General features: G+C 66.8%; 16 protein-coding genes and 2 riboswitches. Of the genes, 8 read left to right on the top strand and 8 right to left on the bottom strand.

Translation table 11 applies throughout. From position 1 onward, the window contains the following. Positions 1-176 precede the first annotated feature (176 nt). From QZ471_RS19630 to cobW, 4 genes are all read right to left on the bottom strand, one after another. Positions 177-731, bottom strand: coding sequence for a VWA domain-containing protein (locus QZ471_RS19630; protein WP_295466941.1), 555 nt, complete (start codon positions 729-731; stop codon positions 177-179). Between the two features lie 110 nt (positions 732-841). After that, the gene (locus QZ471_RS19625) at positions 842-1,885 is read right to left on the bottom strand and encodes an AAA family ATPase (protein WP_295466939.1); all 1,044 of its coding nucleotides are present in this window, start codon (positions 1,883-1,885) and stop codon (positions 842-844) included. Beyond that, positions 1,886-5,635: a cobaltochelatase subunit CobN gene (cobN, locus tag QZ471_RS19620; protein WP_295466937.1), complete on the bottom strand. Its 3,750-nt coding sequence runs from the start codon at positions 5,633-5,635 to the stop codon at positions 1,886-1,888. Positions 5,636-5,641: 6 nt separating this feature from the next. After that, positions 5,642-6,694, bottom strand: a complete 1,053-nt coding sequence (gene cobW, locus QZ471_RS19615; RefSeq protein ID WP_295466935.1) for a cobalamin biosynthesis protein CobW — start codon at positions 6,692-6,694, stop codon at positions 5,642-5,644. Between the two features lie 99 nt (positions 6,695-6,793). Next, a riboswitch (cobalamin riboswitch) is annotated at positions 6,794-7,120 on the bottom strand. A 58-nt stretch (positions 7,121-7,178) separates the two neighbouring features. Next, positions 7,179-7,388: riboswitch (cobalamin riboswitch) on the top strand. 85 nt (positions 7,389-7,473) lie between these two features. On the opposite strand from cobW, the gene QZ471_RS19610 reads away from it, so the two are divergent. The 3 genes from QZ471_RS19610 to QZ471_RS19600 are packed head-to-tail and all read left to right on the top strand — an operon-like array spanning position 7,474 to position 8,719. Then, a complete protein-coding gene (locus QZ471_RS19610; RefSeq protein ID WP_295466934.1) occupies positions 7,474-7,659 on the top strand; it encodes a CbtB domain-containing protein in 186 nt (61 codons plus the stop codon). A gap of 11 nt (positions 7,660-7,670) precedes the next feature. Next, on the top strand, positions 7,671-8,348 hold the full coding sequence (locus QZ471_RS19605; protein ID WP_295466932.1) for a CbtA family protein: 678 nt from the start codon (positions 7,671-7,673) through the stop codon (positions 8,346-8,348). Then, entirely contained in the window at positions 8,345-8,719 is a 375-nt protein-coding gene (locus tag QZ471_RS19600) for a cobalamin biosynthesis protein (protein ID WP_295466930.1), read from the top strand. Before QZ471_RS19605 ends, QZ471_RS19600 begins: the two co-directional genes overlap by 4 nt. Here the strand turns inward: QZ471_RS19600 and QZ471_RS19595 are convergent. The 3 genes from QZ471_RS19595 to QZ471_RS19585 all read right to left on the bottom strand — a co-directional run bounded on the left by QZ471_RS19595 (position 8,710) and on the right by QZ471_RS19585 (position 11,047). Next, a complete protein-coding gene (locus QZ471_RS19595) occupies positions 8,710-9,438 on the bottom strand; it encodes a ScpA family protein (protein WP_295467302.1) in 729 nt (242 codons plus the stop codon). The genes QZ471_RS19600 and QZ471_RS19595 overlap by 10 nt on opposite strands. Positions 9,439-9,548: 110 nt before the next feature. Continuing rightward, positions 9,549-10,178 carry an L-threonylcarbamoyladenylate synthase gene (locus QZ471_RS19590; protein WP_059229581.1) on the bottom strand — a complete coding sequence of 210 codons (630 nt, stop codon included), beginning with the start codon at positions 10,176-10,178 and terminating at the stop codon, positions 9,549-9,551. Continuing rightward, positions 10,175-11,047 carry a PHP domain-containing protein gene (locus QZ471_RS19585; protein ID WP_295466927.1) on the bottom strand — a complete coding sequence of 291 codons (873 nt, stop codon included), beginning with the start codon at positions 11,045-11,047 and terminating at the stop codon, positions 10,175-10,177. The genes QZ471_RS19590 and QZ471_RS19585 overlap by 4 nt, the downstream gene beginning before the upstream one ends. Positions 11,048-11,108: 61 nt before the next feature. Between QZ471_RS19585 and QZ471_RS19580 the strand changes: the two genes are divergently transcribed. From QZ471_RS19580 to QZ471_RS19565, 4 genes are all read left to right on the top strand, one after another. Next, complete coding sequence (locus tag QZ471_RS19580) at positions 11,109-11,693, top strand: septation protein A (protein ID WP_295466925.1); 585 nt, start codon at positions 11,109-11,111, stop codon at positions 11,691-11,693. Positions 11,694-11,697: 4 nt separating this feature from the next. After that, positions 11,698-12,375 (top strand): response regulator transcription factor, encoded by a 678-nt coding sequence (locus QZ471_RS19575; RefSeq protein WP_295466923.1) that lies wholly within the window; start codon positions 11,698-11,700, stop codon positions 12,373-12,375. A 123-nt stretch (positions 12,376-12,498) separates the two neighbouring features. Further along, positions 12,499-12,933: a Spy/CpxP family protein refolding chaperone gene (locus tag QZ471_RS19570; protein ID WP_295466921.1), complete on the top strand. Its 435-nt coding sequence runs from the start codon at positions 12,499-12,501 to the stop codon at positions 12,931-12,933. A 54-nt stretch (positions 12,934-12,987) separates the two neighbouring features. After that, positions 12,988-14,361: a HAMP domain-containing sensor histidine kinase gene (locus tag QZ471_RS19565; protein WP_295466919.1), complete on the top strand. Its 1,374-nt coding sequence runs from the start codon at positions 12,988-12,990 to the stop codon at positions 14,359-14,361. On the opposite strand, the gene QZ471_RS19560 is transcribed toward QZ471_RS19565, so the two are convergent. Next, positions 14,324-14,902 carry a nitroreductase family protein gene (locus tag QZ471_RS19560; RefSeq protein WP_295466917.1) on the bottom strand — a complete coding sequence of 193 codons (579 nt, stop codon included), beginning with the start codon at positions 14,900-14,902 and terminating at the stop codon, positions 14,324-14,326. The genes QZ471_RS19565 and QZ471_RS19560 overlap by 38 nt on opposite strands. 199 nt (positions 14,903-15,101) lie before the next feature. Here QZ471_RS19560 and QZ471_RS19555 point away from each other — a divergent pair, with 199 nt between their 5' ends. Beyond that, entirely contained in the window at positions 15,102-16,484 is a 1,383-nt protein-coding gene (locus QZ471_RS19555) for an adenylate/guanylate cyclase domain-containing protein (RefSeq protein WP_295466915.1), read from the top strand. Positions 16,485-16,537 lie beyond the last annotated feature (53 nt).

Raw genomic sequence — 16,537 nt, 5'->3', positions numbered from 1 at the left:
GCAGGAGCGGCCGCATCGGCGGACCGCGATGGCCCTGAAACCAAAGCCGACCGTCTCGCGACGGTCGGCTTTTTTACACCTGCAGTCTGGTGATGCCGTTATTGGGCTTGGCTGCGCTCACCCTAATCTCCCCGGCCCCGCCATTCGCAGGTCGGATTGAGCGTTGCCAAGTCCCACTAGATCTCCGGCACCTCATCCAGATGCCGGTACTCTGCCCCCAGACGTCGGGCGAGCTCCGTAGCCCGACCCAGCCGAAGCGGTCCCAGCTCGATATCCAGTACCAGGGTTCGGCACGTGGGCACCACCAGTCCCGTCAGCTCCCTCAGCCGACCATCGGTGACCAGCAATAGCTGCCTTTCCTCCCCAGGATAGAGGCGGCGACGCCGCTCGAGCCAAGCCCTGGCTTCCGCCAGCCCGGCCAGTAACGGCGTCCCGCCCCCCGCGCCCAGGGTATCCAGCCAGGCCTGTAGCGCCCGGCCACTACGCTGTCCCTGGAAGGACCACTCGGGTCGCTCCCCTGCCGTCTGTAGCACCGCCACCCTGACCCGCTGACGATAGGCCTGCTCGAACCAGTCGGCCAGCAGGCCCTTGGCCTGGGCCAGCGCGCCATGACGACGGGTAGAGGCGGAATGATCGAGGATCACCAACCAGAGTTGGGCGGCACGGCGGCTGCGCGGCTGGCGTACGAGATCACCCACCCGCTGCGGGCGACCACGCAGCAGCGTCGGCACCCAGGCAATGGCCCCTGCAGCACCTGGTGCACGAGCCCCTTGGCGGCCATCCGCAGCCTTGCCCACTCCGGTTCGGGCATCACGATCCGCGGTGCGAGGAGATCGGATGCCTAGGGCTTTTTTGCCCCATCCAGCCGGCGTCTAGGGCCGGTCACCGTCGGCTCCGGTGCCAGAGCGCCCCAGGCATCGCCCTCACCTCCCGCAGGCTCGGCATCCCCTTGTCCTTGTTGATCGCCAGGATCTTGCTCCGGGGTTAGGGAAGGTGAATCGTTCTTTAGGGGTGGTATTATTTCAGGATCATCCGCCAACTCGCGACGCCGATGGCGCAAGGCGAATTCGGCCACGGCGGTGATATCGGTGCTTTCGATCGCTGTGGCACCGCGCCAGGCCGCATGGGCACGAGCGGCACGCAGCCAGACCAGGTCAGCACGCAGGCCGTCGACACCGGCCAGGTGGCAGCCGGCAGTGATGGCTTCCAAGGCTGCATCGTCTAGCGGGATGTCAGCCAACTGCGCGCGGGCCGCGGCGCATCGCTGCCGCAGTTTTGCCTGTACCGGTTCCCATTGGGCAATGAAGGTTGATGGATCGTTATCGAAGGCCAGGCGCCGGCGCAGGATCTCGGCCCGTTCGTGCGGTGCCGGGCGAGAGTCCAAAGCCAGCGCGAAGCCAAAGCGGTCGAGCAACTGGGGACGCAGCTCGCCCTCCTCCGGATTCATGGTGCCGACCAGCAGGAAGCGCGCAGCGTGCTCATGGGAGATACCGTCGCGCTCCACCCGGTTGATGCCGCTGGCGGCGACGTCCAGCAGCAGGTCCACCAGGTGATCCGGCAAGAGGTTGACCTCGTCGACATAGAGCACCCCGCCGTCGGCCGCCGCCAGGACTCCCGGCGCGAAGCGCGCCCGGCCTTCACCGAGGGCAGCGTCCAGATCCAGGGTGCCGACGATGCGTTCTTCACTCGCCCCCAGCGGCAAGGTGACGAAAGAACCGCCGCCGAGCAGGTCGGCCAGGCCCCGGGCCAGGGTGGATTTGGCCATGCCGCGCGGCCCCTCGATCAGCACGCCGCCGATACGCGGGTCGATGGCGTTCAAGCACAACGCCAGCTTCAGCGCGTCCGCGCCGACCACGGCGGCCAGAGGAAAGACGGGAGCGGTCATTCAGGCTTCATCCATATCCATGAGCAGTTGTTCGAGGGCTTCACGGTAGTCGCCCGGTTCCTGCCAAAGGCCACGCTGCTGAGCTTCCAGCAGGCGCTCGGTCATGTCGCGCAGCGCCTCGGGGTTGTGTCTTTCGACGAAGTCACGGGTATCGGCATCCAGCAGATAGGCATCGGCCAGTTGCCGGTACTGGTGATCCTCCACCAGCTCGGTGGTGGCACCGAAGCCGAACAGGTAGTCCACGGTAGCGGCCATCTCGAAGGCGCCTTTGTAGCCATGGCGCTTCATGCCGGCGATCCACTTGGGATTGGCGGCGCGCGAACGGACGACGCGGCCCAGCTCTTCCTTCAGGGTACGGATCTTGGGCAAATCGGCCTGGGCATGGTCGCCAAAGTAGCTAGCGCGACGCTCGCCGCTCAGCGTCTCAGCTGCCGCCAGCATGCCGCCCTGAAACTGGTAGTAGTCGTTGGAATCGAGCAGATCGTGCTCGCGATTGTCCTGGTTCTGCAGCACCGCCTGCAGACGACCGAGGCGGCGGGAGAAGTCGTCACGCGCGGCGGTGCCCTCATCCTCGGCGCCATAGGCGTAGCCGCCCCAGTTGAGGTAGGCGGTGGCCAGCTCGCTGCGATCCTGCCACTGACGCTCTTCCACCGCGCCCTGGACGCCGGCGCCGTAGGCGCCGGGCTGAGCACCGAAGATGCGCCAACCGGCCTGGCGCCGGGCGAGATTGGCATCGGCACCGGCGGCCTCCAGGGCGGCGCGCTCGCGGCGCACCTGGGCGGCCAGGGGATTGAGGTCATCCGGCTCGTCCAGCGCGGCCACCGCCTGGACGGCGGCATCGAACAACCGCACCAGACCACCGAAGGCATCGCGGAAGAAGCCGGAGATACGCAGAGTGACATCCACCCGCGGCCGGTCCAGCAGCGACAACGGCAGAATCTCGAAGTCCTCGACCCGGGCGCTGCCGGTCTGCCATACGGGCCGCACGCCTAGCAGCGCCATGGCCTGGGCAATGTCATCGCCGCCGGTCCTCATGGTGGCGGTGCCCCAGACCGACAGGCCCAGTTGGCGCAGGTGATCGCCCTCCTCCTGGAGATGGCGTTCCAGCAGCAGATTGGCCGACTGCCAACCCAGGCGCCAGGCGGTCATGCTCGGTAGGTTGCGCACATCCACGGAAAAGAAGTTACGCCCGGTGGGCAGCACGTCCAGCCGGCCGCGACTGGGCGCGCCGCTGGGTCCGGCGGGAACGAAGCGCCCATCCAGGGCCGCCAGCAGGCCGCCGATCTCGGCGGGACCACAGCCGTCCAGGGCTGGGGCTACCTGGGTGACCAGGTGTTCCAGTACCAGACGCGTCGCCGGCAGTTCGTCCAGCGCCAATGGCAGGGGCTCGGCATCGATCATCGCGGCAACCAGCGCCAGAGCCAGCAACTCCAGGCGCTCCCGGGTATCGCCCAGGGTGCGCCAGGGTTCGGCGGACAGCGCCGCCAAGCTATCCGGGCGCTCACCCAGCCAGGGCTCGCCCAGGTCGGCGGCCAGGGGATCGAAGTCCAGTTGCAGATCCTTGGCCAGCGCTCGCAACAGGCTGGCATTGGCGCCCTGGGCATCGCCACGCGGGATGCGCAGCAGGGCCACCAGGGTGTCGCGACGCAACTGGCCGGTCGGCGACTCGCCGAACACGTGCAGACCATCGCGGATCTGGGATTCCTTGAGATCGCACAGATAGGCGTCCAGCTGCGGCAGCCAGCTGTCGGGGTCATCGGTGATCACCAGCCCCAGCTCGCGATCCAGGGCGGTCTCGCGCACCAGCTGCAGGATCTCGCCACGCAGTTCGGCGGCGCGGCGCAGGTCCAGCAGGCTGGCGTCGTAGTATTCGTCGGCCAGGCGCTCCAGGTCGCGCAGTGGGCCGTAGCTCTCGGCACGGGTCAGCGGCGGCATCAGGTGGTCGATGATCACCGCCTGGGTCCGCCGCTTGGCCTGGGCACCCTCGCCTGGGTCGTTGACGATGAAGGGATAGACGTTGGGCAGCGGTCCGAGGATGGCGTCTGGCCAACACTCTGCGGACATTCCCACGCCCTTGCCCGGTAGCCACTCCAGATTGCCGTGCTTGCCCAGGTGGACCACCGCCTGAGCGCCATAGACCTCGCGCAACCAGAAGTAGAAGGCCAGGTAGCCATGGGGCGGCACCAGCGCAGGATCGTGGTAGACCGCCGCCGGATCGATGTCGTAGCCACGGGCAGGTTGGATGCCGACGAAGGTCAGGCCGAAGCGCACCCCGGCCACCATCAGCCGACCACGACGGTGCATGGGATCGGCCGCGGGCGCGCCCCAACGCTCGGTCACCGCCTGCTGGAGCGCAAGCGGCAGGCGTTCGAACAAGGCCTGGTAGTCGTCCAGGCTCAGGCTCTGCAAGGCTGGGCGCAGATCGCGCAGAGCACTGTCATTGGTCACCCCACCGAGTAGCCGCTCGATCAGGGCGGTGCCGCTCTCTGGCAGATTGGCCACTGGATAGCCTGCCGCTTGCAATGCCTGCAGCACCTTGAGCGCCGCCGCTGGCGTATCGAGACCGACACCGTTGCCGATGCGGCCGTCGCGGGTCGGATAGTTGGCCAGGATCAGGGCGATGCGCTTGTCCGCCGCGGGACGCCGCGCCAGCTCGATCCAGTTGCGCGCCAGACGCGCGACGAAGGCCATGCGCTCGCCATCGGCCTGGTAGTTGACCACGTCGCTCTGGCTGCGCTCGCAGCGCCAGGCCAGGCCCTTGAAGCTCACTGGCCGGGTGATGATGCGCCCGTCCAGCTCCGGCAGAGCGATATGCATGGCCAGATCGCGAGCGCCCAGGCCCTGGGAATTCTCCAGCCAGCGCTCGCGGTTGTCCTGGGCGCAGATGGCCTGGAGCACCGGCACCGGGCGGCGGAAGGGCGCAAGATTCGGTCGCTCCGGACTGGACTGGGCGAAACCCGTGGTATTGAGGATCAGGGCGGCATTGGTCTCGTCCAGCAGCCGCTCCACCTCGGCCAGACAAGCCGGCTCCTTGAGACTGGCGACGGCGATGGGCAACGGATTCAGGCCCTCGGCCTGTAGTTGCTCGCAGAAGACATCGACGAAGGCGGTGTTGGCCGCCTGCAGATGGGTGCGATAGAACAGCAGCGCCGCCGTCGGCCAGTCCGGCCGCCACTTCGCGCGCCAGCCGTCGAGGCCCAGCCCCTCCACCTGATAGACCGCGACCCGTGGCAACTCCCGTGGCGACTCATAGGCATAGTTCGCGCCCAGGCATTCGGCGGCCAGGCAGTGCAGGAAATCCCGCGCATTGGCCAGGCCGCCCTGGCGCAGATAGCGCCACAGCCGGTCCGCCAGCTCGGGCGCCACGTTACCCAAGGCCAGCAGTTCCGGATCGGGGCGGTCGCAGCCGGGCACCGCGACCAGGGTCAACCCCCGCGCCGCCAGTTCCGCCAGCCGCTCCATGCCATAGCGCCAGTAGCCCTGGCCGCCATGCAGGGAGATGAACACCACCCGCGCCTGGCTCAGCACCTCCTCGACATAGAGGTCCACCGAGGCGTGGTTCTGCAACTGCATGGGATTGGCCAGGCGCAGGCTGGGATAGCCGGCGTCCAGGCTGCGGGTCGCCTTGGCCAACAGCGCCAGGTGCGAATCGCCGCTGCAGAGCACGACGATGTCACCCGGCGTCTGCGCCAGATGGGCAATGCCATCGTCCGGGACGAAGCCGCCCGGCTGGGTACGCAGCAGATGCATCTAGCTTCAGGCTACCGCAGCGCGCAGCTGGGCGGTGATGGCCGCCTGGTCCAGCTCCTGGCCAATCAGCACCAGCTGGGTGCTGCGGGCCTCACCCGCTTGCCAGGCGCGATCGAAGTGCTTGTCGAAACGGGTGCCCACGCCCTGTACCAGCAGGCGCAGCGGCTTGCCGGCGATGGCGGCGAAACCCTTCACCCGCAGCACGCCATGGGTCTTGACCACCTCGGTCAGCGCCGCCAGCAGGGTCGCCTCGGCCACTTCCGGAAGCTCGACGCCGAAGGAGTCGAATTCGTCGTGATCATGGTCTTCATGACCTTCGAGGTCATGGTGGGTCGGACGGCTGTCGATATGGGCCTCGGACTCGGCCTGCAGGCCCAGCAGCACCGACAAGGGCAACACGCCGCGACTGGCTTCGACTACCTTGACCGCCGGCGGCAGCTCTTCGCTCACCTCGGCGCGTACGCGAGCCAGGGCCTCGGCGTCCAGGCCGTCGGCCTTGTTGAGGATCACCAAGTCGGCACTGGCCAACTGGTCTTCGAACAGTTCGTGCAATGGCGACTCGTGGTCGAGGTTAGGGTCCTGGCGGCGCTGGACGTCCACCTGCTCGGGATGGGCGGCGAAGGTGCCGGCCGCCACCGCCGGGCTGTCGACCACGGTGATCACCGCATCCACGGTGCAGGCGTTGCGGATCTCCGGCCACTGGAAGGCCTGCACCAGGGGCTTGGGCAGGGCCAGACCGCTGGTTTCGATGAGGATATGGTCGATATCGCCGCGGCGCGCCACCAGCTCCTTCATCACCGGAAAGAATTCTTCTTGCACGGTGCAGCATAGGCAGCCGTTGGCCAGCTCGAAGACACGGCCCTGGGCTTCTTCTTCGGTGCAGCCAATGCTGCACTGGCGGAGGATCTCGCCATCGATGCCCAGTTCGCCGAATTCGTTGACGATCACCGCGATGCGACGGCCTTCGGCGTGGTCGAGCATATGGCGCAGCAGGGTGGTCTTGCCGGCACCGAGGAAGCCGGTGACGATGGTGACGGGGGTCTTGGCCAGGGTTTTCATGGGCTGCCCTTAGAGAAAAAGCGAAAGAAGACGGGCAGGCATGCCGGACGCTCGCACTGGCGAGGCCCTGGTGGCAGCCCGGATCACCCCGCCCGGTTGCGTATGGAAAACTGGCGAGGCAGGTCTCCTGGCTCGCGGCGCCTGACTCCGGCCTTCCCGCGTGAGCAGTGGCCTTAGAGCCTGTTCATAATTTCGCGAGCTAGAGCCAAACAAGGCGAAAAGGCCTAAGGAAGCGCAGTTTACGCGTGGTAAATGAGCATTCCGAAGGCGTTTTCAACGCAGTTTGGCCGACGCGCAGCAGATTATGGACAGGCTCTTGTGGAGTGGCTGAAGATGCCGCTTACAGTTGCGGGGGCAGCCGCGGTGTCGCACCGCGTTCCCTTTCAAGCTCTTGCCGACAAGAGCACCTCGGAACGCGACAGGCTACGAGTGCCCCGCCGGGGTGTCAATGCGCCAGGCTTGACCGGCGAACAAGACACGTGGTCTGCTCACTGTTGCTTCAGGTGTCGCGACTCCGCCATGGGTCGCGGTGAAACGGGAAGCCGGTCCAAGTCCGGCACTGCCCCCGCAACGGTAGACGAGCGCAGGATCACGATGCCACCCGGCCGGCAAGTCTGGGGAAGGCGATCCTGGTAGTTGCATAGGTATGCGACCCTCGTGAGTCCGGAGACCGGCCTGTCGCTTTCAAGCAACCCGCGGTGGGCGGTCGTGCTGGACGGCGGCCGCCTGCGGCTCGCTGCCTAGGCGCGTCCCTGCCGCTTCGACTCCGAGGCCTTGCCATGACCGTCTCCCGCTCCGCCGCCACCCTGCCCCAGACCACTACCCACACCCAGCGCCTGACCGCCACCCTGCTCGCCTGCCTGCTCGGCCTGGGCCTGGTGTTCCTGGCCGGCTTCTCGCACATCGAGGCGCTGCACAACGGTGCCCACGATACCCGCCACAGCGAAGGCTTCCCCTGCCACTGAAGGAGTTCGCCATGTTCCAGCGTATCGCCTTCAGCGCCGGCGTCGCCGGGCTGCTCGCCGCCCTGTTGCTGAGCGTCCTGCAAAGCCTCTGGATGACGCCGCTCATCCTCCAGGCAGAAACCTACGAGGTCCACACCGAAGCCCCGGCCATGGCCGAGCACCCCGAGCACGGCGACGAAGCCTGGTCGCCGGAAGACGGCTGGCCGCGCACCCTGTCGACCTTCGGCGGCAACCTGGTGGTGGCCGTGGGCTTCGGCCTGGTGCTGGCCGGGCTGTTCAACCTGAAGCCGCCAACCCGTCTGCGCCAGGGACTGCTATGGGGCCTGGCCGGCTATGCCACCTTCTGCCTCGCCCCCAGCCTGGGCCTGCCACCGGAACTGCCGGGCACCGCCGCCGCCGACCTGACCCTACGCCAGGCCTGGTGGATCGGTGCCGCCGCGGCCACCGCGGGCGCCCTGGCCCTGCTGGTTTTCGCCCGGCATCCCGGCTTCAAGCTCGCCGCCCTCGGCCTGCTGGTGCTACCGCATCTGCTTGGCGCCCCGCAGCCAGTCGAGCACGCCAGCCTGGCGCCAGCAGACCTGCAACGGCACTTCCAGCTCGCCGTGCTGGCGAGCAACCTGCCGTTCTGGCTGCTGTTGGGCCTGGCCTGCAGCTGGCTGTTCCGTCGCCAAGGCGCTCGAGGTCGATGACCCGAGTTCTCGGCGTCGGCTGTCGCCAGGGCTGCTCGACGGATGAGCTCGCCACGCTGGCCATGGCCGTGCTCGAAGAAGCGGACTGCGCCTTGGACACCTTGACGGCACTGGCCACCGTAGCCAGCCGGCTGAACGCACCCGCGGTGCAGGCTCTCGCCCAGCGCTGGCAGCTACCGCTACTGGGCTTTCCGGCAGAGCAACTGGCGGGGCAAGGCGATGTAAAGTCTCCCAGCCTCGCCGTGCTGCAGCACACCGGCAGCCCCAGCGTCGCCGAAGCCGCGGCCCTGCTGGCAGCCGGCACGGGCGCCCAGCTCCGGGTGAGCAAACGCAAGAGCGCCGCGGCCACCGCGGCCCTGGCCTACGCCTGAAGCTCTTCTTCCGCGTCGCTGCCGCTGACCCGGGCACGCACGTGGATGGGGCTGAAGGGCTCGTTCTGCACCAGCTCCACCAGGGATTCCTTGACCAGTTCGAGGATGGCCATGAAGGTCACCACCACCCCGAGTCGCCCTTCCTCCAGCGTGAACAGGGCGACGAAGGGCACGAAGGCGCCATCCTTGAGTCGCTCCAGCACCTGGCTCATCCGCTCGCGGGTGGAGAGGATCTCGCGGGTCACCTGGTGGCTCTCGAATAGGTCCGCCCGTCGCAGTACCTCACCCATGGCCAGCAGCAACTCGCCCAGCTCCACCTCGGGCAACAGCTTGCGCGCCCGGGCTTCGGGGGCTGGCAAGGTCGGCACCACGAAATCGCGCCCCTCGCGCGGCAGCTCGTCGAGATCCTCGGCCGCCTTCTTGAAGCGCTCGTATTCCTGCAGGCGGCGGATCAGTTCGGCGCGCGGGTCTTCCTCTTCCGCCTCCAGACCTTCCGGACGCGGCAGCAGCATGCGTGACTTGATCTCCGCCAGCATGGCGGCCATCAGCAGATATTCGGCGGCCAATTCCAGGTGCACGGCCTTCATCAGCTCGACGTAGGTCATGTACTGCCGGGTGATCTCGGCCACGGGGATGTCGAGGATGTCGATGTTCTGCTTGCGAATCAGATAGAGCAGCAGGTCGAGGGGCCCCTCGAAGGCTTCGAGAAAGACCTCCAGTGCGTCCGGCGGGATGTAGAGATCCTGCGGCAGCTCGGTGAAGGCTTCGCCGTAGACCAGCGCCAGGCGGAGCTGCTCGGGTTCGAGCAGTTCCGTGTCGAGCGCCTCGCTCATGCCTCGATCATGAAGGGCGTCGGATCACCGGCCCCGACGCGGATGACCTCGGGTTCGTCGTCCGCCAGGCTGATCACAGTGGAGGGCTGCAGGCCGCCCGGCCCACCCTCGATCACCAGGTCGACGAAGTGCTCCAGACGCTCGCGGATCTCCCAGGCATCGCCCAGCGCCTCGTCGTCCCCGGGTAGGATCAGGCTCACGCTCATCAGCGGCTCGCCCAGGGCCTCCAGCAGCGCCAGGGTGATGGGATGTTGCGGCACCCGCACGCCGATGGTGCGCCGCTTGGGATGCAGCAGCATGCGCGGCACCTCGCGGGTGGCGTTGAGAATGAAGGTGTAGGGGCCGGGGGTGTAGGCCTTGAGCAGGCGGAAGGCGCTGGTATCCACCTTGGCATAGATGCCCAATTCGGAGAGGTCGCAACACACCAGGGTGAAATTGTGCTTGTCGTCGAGCTGACGGATGCGCCGGATGCGCTCCACCGCGCTCTTCTCGCCGATCCGGCAGCCCAGCGCATAGGACGAATCGGTCGGATAGGCGATCACGCCACCGGACTGGATGATATCCACGGCCTGACGAATCAGCCGCGGCTGGGGATTCTGCGGATGAATCTCGATGAACTGGCTCATTGGGGTTCCCGATCCTGAGGGTACAGCGGTTGACTGAAGCGCGCCCAGAGCGGCGGCAGATCCTCGGGCACCGGTCGGTACATACCGAGTTCCGACCAGTCGGCCGGCGCATGGAAGTCGCTGCCTGCGCTCACCATCAGACCGAATTCCCGCGCCAGAATTGCCAGGGTACCCACCTGCTCGGCCGGCTGCACGCCATTGACCACCTCGATGGCATGACCGCCACCGCTGACGAAGTCGCCGATCAGCTTGCGCAACTTGGTGCGGGTAAAGCCATAGGCCAGCGGATGGGCCAGGCTGATCCAGGCCTTGGCCGCCTTGAGCGTGTCCAGCGTCTCGGCCAGCGTCGGCCAGTGCTGCTTGACGTCGCCGAGCTTGCCGCCGCCGAGCCACTTGCGGAAGGCGTCGTTGCGGTCTTCGACGTAGCCCGCCTGGACCAGATGCTCGGCGAAGTGCGGCCGTGCCGGGGCGTTGCGGCTGTCGCCCAGGGCCATCTGCACCGCGCGGGCGCCGTCCAGGGTAGCCGGCATGCCCTTGGCCGCCAGCCGTCGATCGATTTCCCGGGCACGTTCCCAGCGGCCCTCGTGCAGGGCGTCGAGTGCGGCGGTCAGTTCCGGTGCTGCGGGTGCGAAGCCGTAGCCAAGCACGTGCAACGTCGCACCACCCCAGGTGCAGGACATCTCGATCCCCGGCAGGAGCCGGATACCCAGGCCCTGGGCGACGTCCAGCGCCTCGGCGTAGCCGTCCAGCGTGTCGTGATCGGTGATCGCCAGCAGCTGCACGCCGCGCTCATGGGCGCGCCTGACCACCTCGGCAGGCGCGAAGGCACCGTCGGAGGCGGTGGTATGACAGTGCAGGTCGACACGCATGGGCTTTCTCCTCCGGCTTCATCGGGTATTATGCCGTGATGCACGGTTATCGGCTGCGGTAATGAAACAATTCATCGACTTCATCCCCCTCCTGTTGTTCTTCCTCGTCTACAAGCTCGACCCGCGTCCGGTGGAATTCGCCGGGCATGCCTTCACCCTGGGCGGCATCTTCAGTGCCACCGCCGTGCTCATCCTTGCCTCGCTGGTGGTCTATGGCGCCATCTATGTGGCCCAGCGTCGGCTGGAGAAGAGCCAATGGCTGACGCTGCTGGCCTGCCTGGTGTTCGGCGGCATGACCCTGGCCTTCCACAGCGAAACCTTCCTGAAATGGAAGGCGCCGGTGGTGAACTGGCTGTTCGCCCTGGCCTTCCTGGGCAGCCATTTCATCGGTGACAAGCCGCTGATCCAGCGCATGCTCGGCCACGCGGTCAAGCTGCCCGCGCCGATCTGGACGCGCCTGAACATCGCCTGGATCATCTTCTTCATCGTCTGCGGCTGCGCGAATCTCTTCGTCGCCTTCACCTTCGAGAGCATCTGGGTGGACTTCAAGGTCTTCGGCAGCCTGGCGATGACCCTGGTCTTCATGCTCGGCCAGGGCCTCTATCTGGCGCGCCATCTGCAACCCATGGACGAACCGCGAGACTAGCGCCATGAGCCAGATTCTGCTGATCGACGACGACCAGGAACTCTGTGACCTGCTCAGCGCCTGGCTAAAACAGGAAGGCTTCGAGGTCACTGCCTGCCATGCCGGCGTCGATGCGCGCAATCACCTGCGCGAGGCGACGCCCGACGTGGTGGTGCTCGACGTCATGCTGCCCGACGGCAGTGGCCTGGAACTGCTCAAGCAACTGCGCAGCGATCATCCACAGTTGCCGGTGCTGATGCTCTCCGGCCGCGGCGAGCCGCTCGACCGCATCCTCGGTCTGGAGCTGGGCGCCGACGACTATTTGGCCAAGCCCTGCGATCCGCGTGAACTCACCGCACGCCTGAGGGCCATCCTCAGGCGCAGCCATCCGGCGCAGCCCGCCGCGCGCCTGCAACTGGGCGACCTGTCGCTGAGCCTGGCACGCGGCGTAGCCAACATCGGCGAGACCGAGATCACCCTCACGCTGACCGAGAGCCGCATCCTCGAAGCCCTGCTGCGCCAACCGGGCGAGCCCCTGGAAAAGCAGGCGCTGGCCCAGGCTGCGCTGGGGCGCAAGCTGACGCTCTATGATCGCAGCCTGGATATGCACGTCAGCAACCTGAGACGCAAACTCGGCAGCCATGCCGACGGTCGTCCGCGCATCCTAGCCCTGCGTGGCCGCGGCTACTACTACAGCGTCTAGGCGAGGGGCGCTGGTGCTCCAGCCTTTACCCCGCCTTTACGCCCGCTGACCGCCACTGACTCCCCGCCTCCTAGACTTGGGCTCATCCGGTACCGCAACCGGCCATCCCAAGGAGATTTTTCGATGCGCAAACTCATGCCCGCCGTCCTCTTCGCGGCCCTGTTGCCCACCCTCACCCTGGCCGCCACCCCGGACGGCACCGCCGTCACCCCGCCGCCCCAGGCCAAGCCGATGGATGGCGGCCACCGCGGCGAAGGCCCGCTGCGCGGTCTCAAGCTCACCCCCGATCAGCGCGAGCAGGTGGGCAAGCTGATGGGTGAGGAGCGCCACCAGCAGCGTGAGATCGTCAAGAGCTACCTGGACAAGCTCCCCGAGGACCAGCGCAAGGCCCTGCAGGAGCAACTCGACGGCAATCGCGACAAGACCCGCCAGGCCATTCGCGCCCTACTCAAGCCCGACCAGCAGAAGCGCTTCGACGAAATGGAGAAGAAGCGTGAGGATCGCGCCAAGGAGTGGGCCGAATTCCAGCAGTGGAAACAAGACCACAAATCCTCGTAACCCCCGTCCGCCGCGCCGATGGTCCTCGGCGCGGCGTTTGTGCAAGGCGACCGCATGGTTTTTCGCTCTCTCTTCTGGCGCATCTTCGCCACCTTCTGGCTGGCCATTCTCTCCGCGGTCGGCCTGACCATGCTGCTCGGCCACCTGGCCGACCAGGACTCCTGGATCCTCGCGCAGCATCCAGGCTTGCGCGACCTGCCCGAACAATGGGTGCAACGCTATGAAAACGACGGCCCCGCCGCGGCCCAGGGACTCCTCGAACAGCGCAAGGGCCGCTACGGCATCGATGTGCTGGTGCTGGGCGAGAACGGCTCGCCCCTGGTGCGCGGCACCCTGCCACCGCGCCTCTTCGACCAGGATCCCGACCAGCCCCAGCGCCTGCAGCGCCCCGGCCCGGGTGCCCGCGATCCCAACCGACCGCTGCCCTGGCGACGCCTGACCGACGAATACACCAGCCCCAGCGGCCAGAACTACCTGTTCATCTACCATCTGCCCACACCGGAACTGGGCGCCTGGCGCCGTGAGAGCCTGTTCTGGCCGGTCGGCACCCTGGCCATCGCCACCCTGGTACTGACGCTGTTCAGCCTGCTGCTGACGCTCAGCCTGACCCGCCCGCTCAATCACCTGCGGCGTGCCGTCCATGATCTTGGCCAGACCGCCTATCAACAGGACACCCTCGCCCGCCTGGCCCGCCGCAAGGACGAACTGGGCGTGCTGGCCAGTGACTTCAACCGCATGGGTGCGCACCTGCAGCGGCTGATCGACAGCCAGCGTCAGCTGCTGCGCGACGTCTCCCACGAACTGCGCTCGCCCTTGGCCCGACTGCGCATCGCCTTGGCCCTGGCCGAACGCTCGGACCCGCACGACCTGGGCAACATGTGGCCGCGCCTAACCCTGGAGTGCGATCGCCTGGAGACCCTGATCGGTGAGATCCTCGCCCTTGCCCGCCAGGAAGCCGATCCGGGTCCGCCCGAGCAAGTCGAGCTGCACCCATTGCTCAGCGGCCTGGTCGAGGACGCCCAACTCACCGCGCCCCAGCAAAGGGTCGAACTGGACGTGCCTCCCGCCCTGCAGCTGGACGGCTGGCCCGACGTCCTGGAACGCGCGCTGGACAACCTGTTGCGCAACGCCCTGAGATTCAACCCGCCGACACGGCCTATCGTCATCTCGGCGGAGGTCGTGGCCGGCGAGGTGCGCATCCAGGTCCGCGACCACGGTCCCGGTGTCAGGGCCGACGATCTACCCCGACTTGGCGAACCCTTCTTTCGCGCGGATCACCAACAAGCCAACGGCTACGGCCTGGGACTGGCCATCGCCCGCCGGGCGGTACAACGCCACGGCGGCGACCTGCAACTGGCCAATCACCCCGACGGTGGCTTCGTCGCCAGCGTCACTCTGCCGCTGCGACCGGTGCTGGCCAATGGCTGACCTGCCGTCCCAGATCCCTGGGCGCCGGCACCCGCGGCGCCACCTCCGGCGTGCCCAGATAGATGTAGCCCACCAGTTGTTCGTTGGCGGCGAGGCCCAGCCCCTGCAATACCCAGGGGTCGTAGCTGAACTCGCCGGAGCGCCAGACCGCGCCCAGGCCGAGGGCGAAGGCCGCATTGACCAACCCGTGGGCGACGCAGCCGGCGGTGATGACCTGCTCCTGCAGCGGCACCTTGGGGTGTTCCTGGGGAGAGGCAACCACGGCGATCACCAGGGGCGCCCGCAACGGCATGCGCCGGGCCTTGTCCAGGGCCGCGGCGTCCGCCTCGGGCTCGCGCCGCAGCAGCGCCTCGGCATAGAGCTCACCCAGGCGTTCACGCCCTTCACCCGCTACCAGGAGCAGTCGCCAGGGGCGCAGCAGCTTGTGATCCGGCGCGCGATCCGCGGCGCGCAGGAGCAGTTCGAGCTGCGCGGCGGAAGGTCCGGGCTCGGTGAGGCGGCCGACCGACGCGCGATTGCAAAGGGCTTCGAGGGCATCCATGGGTTCACTCCTGGGGAAATGACCCAGTGTAACCCACCGCGACTCCTTGAAATTCGATGTCATACGAGGGGATTTGGTGACATCCTTGGCCGTGCTCTAGCCTCTCGGCTAAAATTGCGACAGCTCAAAACCCGGCCGCTTTCATCGTCGCGAACGGAGTTGCACCGACTTATCGCCTATCTCGAAACGGACCCGTCAGATGAAGTTTGCGCTCAACCGGTTCCTCGCTGCTTCCGGTGACAGCCTGGGCGTCTATTACGCCCGGGTATTCGCCTATCTGATCGCCGCCGCCAGCATCTCCGCCGGCTATTACACCCAGGCCAACGCCGTCGGTCTGTGGCTGATTCCCTACGCCCTGCTCTACCCGCACCTGGCCCAGACCATCAGCCTCAAGCTGAGGCGCGACCGCGGCCCCCAGACCGACATCCTGCTCGCTGCCATCGATGCCATCCACGTCGGCCTCGCCGCGGTGGTGTTGCGGTTCCCGCTGATGCCCACCCTGATGCTGCTGATCATGCTCGGCTATACCAGCATGCTGCGCGGCGGTCCGCGCCTGCTCGGGCTCTGCCTGCTGTTCGCCACCAGCGCCGCGGCACTGGGCAGTGCCACCTTCTTCCAGGGAGTCGACCTGACCAGTCCGCTGCTGGTGGCCGTCACCGCCGTGGTGGGCACCATGCTGCACCTCTGGGGCACCGCCTACTTCCTGCACCGGCAACGCAAGCGCCTGATCCAGATCAACGATGACCTCAAGCGCGAGCAGGAAAAGTCGGCGATCCTGGCGCACAACCTGGCCAAGTACCTGTCGCCCCAGGTGTGGGAATCCATCTTCACCGGCAAGCAGCACATCGCCCTGGGCACCCAGCGCAAGAAACTCACGGTATTCTTCTCCGACATCAAGGGCTTCACCGAGCTGTCCGAGGAACTCGAGGCCGAAGCCCTCACCGACATGCTCAACAACTACCTCAACGAGATGTCGAAGATCGCCGTGAAGTACGGCGGCACCATCGACAAGTTCGTCGGCGACTGCGTCATGGTGTTCTTCGGCGACGCCAACAGCCAGGGCGCCAAGAAGGATGCGGTGGCGGCGGTCTCCATGGCCATCGCCATGCGCAAGCACATGAAGGTGCTGCGCCAGCAATGGCGCAGCCAGGGCATCAACAAGCCGCTGGAAATCCGCATGGGCCTCAATACCGGCTACTGCACGGTGGGCAACTTCGGCTCCAGCACGCGCATGGACTACACCATCATCGGCCGCGAGGTGAACCTGGCCAGCCGGCTAGAGAACGCCGCCGATGCCGGCGAGATCCTGATCAGCCACGAGACCTACTCGCTGATCAAGGACACCATCATGTGCCGCGACAAGAGCCAGATCACGGTCAAGGGCTTCAGCAAGCCGGTGCAGATCTACCAGGTGGTGGATTTCCGCCGCGACCTGGGTGCCTCCCCCAGCTACGTCGAACACGAACTGCCTGGCTTCTCCATGTACCTGGACACCAACAACATCCAGAACTACGACAAGGAGCGGGTCATCCAGGCCCTGCAACTGGCCGCCGAGAAACTGCGCGACAAGGTGATCTTCTAGACCTACCCCGCCGTTCTGGCAGGCAGAAAAAAGCCCCGGATATCCGGGGCTTT

The organism is uncultured Pseudomonas sp., from assembly GCF_913774235.1.
Lineage (GTDB): Bacteria > Pseudomonadota > Gammaproteobacteria > Pseudomonadales > Pseudomonadaceae > Chryseomonas.
Note: the sequence above shows the minus strand (reverse complement) of the source record. Positions and strands in the feature narration are given on the sequence as shown.

What these genes read in the sequence shown, in the direction of transcription:
- QZ471_RS19625 (WP_295466939.1), bottom strand. Translation starts at nt 1,885, where the DNA reads ATGACCGCTCCCGTCTTTCCTCTGGCCGCCGTGGTCGGCGCGGACGCG.
- QZ471_RS19555 (WP_295466915.1), top strand. Translation starts at nt 15,102, where the DNA reads ATGAAGTTTGCGCTCAACCGGTTCCTCGCTGCTTCCGGTGACAGCCTG.
- QZ471_RS19590 (WP_059229581.1), bottom strand. Translation starts at nt 10,178, where the DNA reads ATGAGCCAGTTCATCGAGATTCATCCGCAGAATCCCCAGCCGCGGCTG.
- QZ471_RS19600 (WP_295466930.1), top strand. Translation starts at nt 8,345, where the DNA reads ATGACCCGAGTTCTCGGCGTCGGCTGTCGCCAGGGCTGCTCGACGGAT.
- QZ471_RS19610 (WP_295466934.1), top strand. Translation starts at nt 7,474, where the DNA reads ATGACCGTCTCCCGCTCCGCCGCCACCCTGCCCCAGACCACTACCCAC.
- QZ471_RS19575 (WP_295466923.1), top strand. Translation starts at nt 11,698, where the DNA reads ATGAGCCAGATTCTGCTGATCGACGACGACCAGGAACTCTGTGACCTG.
- cobW (WP_295466935.1), bottom strand. Translation starts at nt 6,694, where the DNA reads ATGAAAACCCTGGCCAAGACCCCCGTCACCATCGTCACCGGCTTCCTC.
- QZ471_RS19580 (WP_295466925.1), top strand. Translation starts at nt 11,109, where the DNA reads ATGAAACAATTCATCGACTTCATCCCCCTCCTGTTGTTCTTCCTCGTC.
- QZ471_RS19570 (WP_295466921.1), top strand. Translation starts at nt 12,499, where the DNA reads ATGCGCAAACTCATGCCCGCCGTCCTCTTCGCGGCCCTGTTGCCCACC.
- QZ471_RS19605 (WP_295466932.1), top strand. Translation starts at nt 7,671, where the DNA reads ATGTTCCAGCGTATCGCCTTCAGCGCCGGCGTCGCCGGGCTGCTCGCC.
- QZ471_RS19565 (WP_295466919.1), top strand. Translation starts at nt 12,988, where the DNA reads ATGGTTTTTCGCTCTCTCTTCTGGCGCATCTTCGCCACCTTCTGGCTG.
- cobN (WP_295466937.1), bottom strand. Translation starts at nt 5,635, where the DNA reads ATGCATCTGCTGCGTACCCAGCCGGGCGGCTTCGTCCCGGACGATGGC.
- QZ471_RS19585 (WP_295466927.1), bottom strand. Translation starts at nt 11,047, where the DNA reads ATGCGTGTCGACCTGCACTGTCATACCACCGCCTCCGACGGTGCCTTC.
- QZ471_RS19560 (WP_295466917.1), bottom strand. Translation starts at nt 14,902, where the DNA reads ATGGATGCCCTCGAAGCCCTTTGCAATCGCGCGTCGGTCGGCCGCCTC.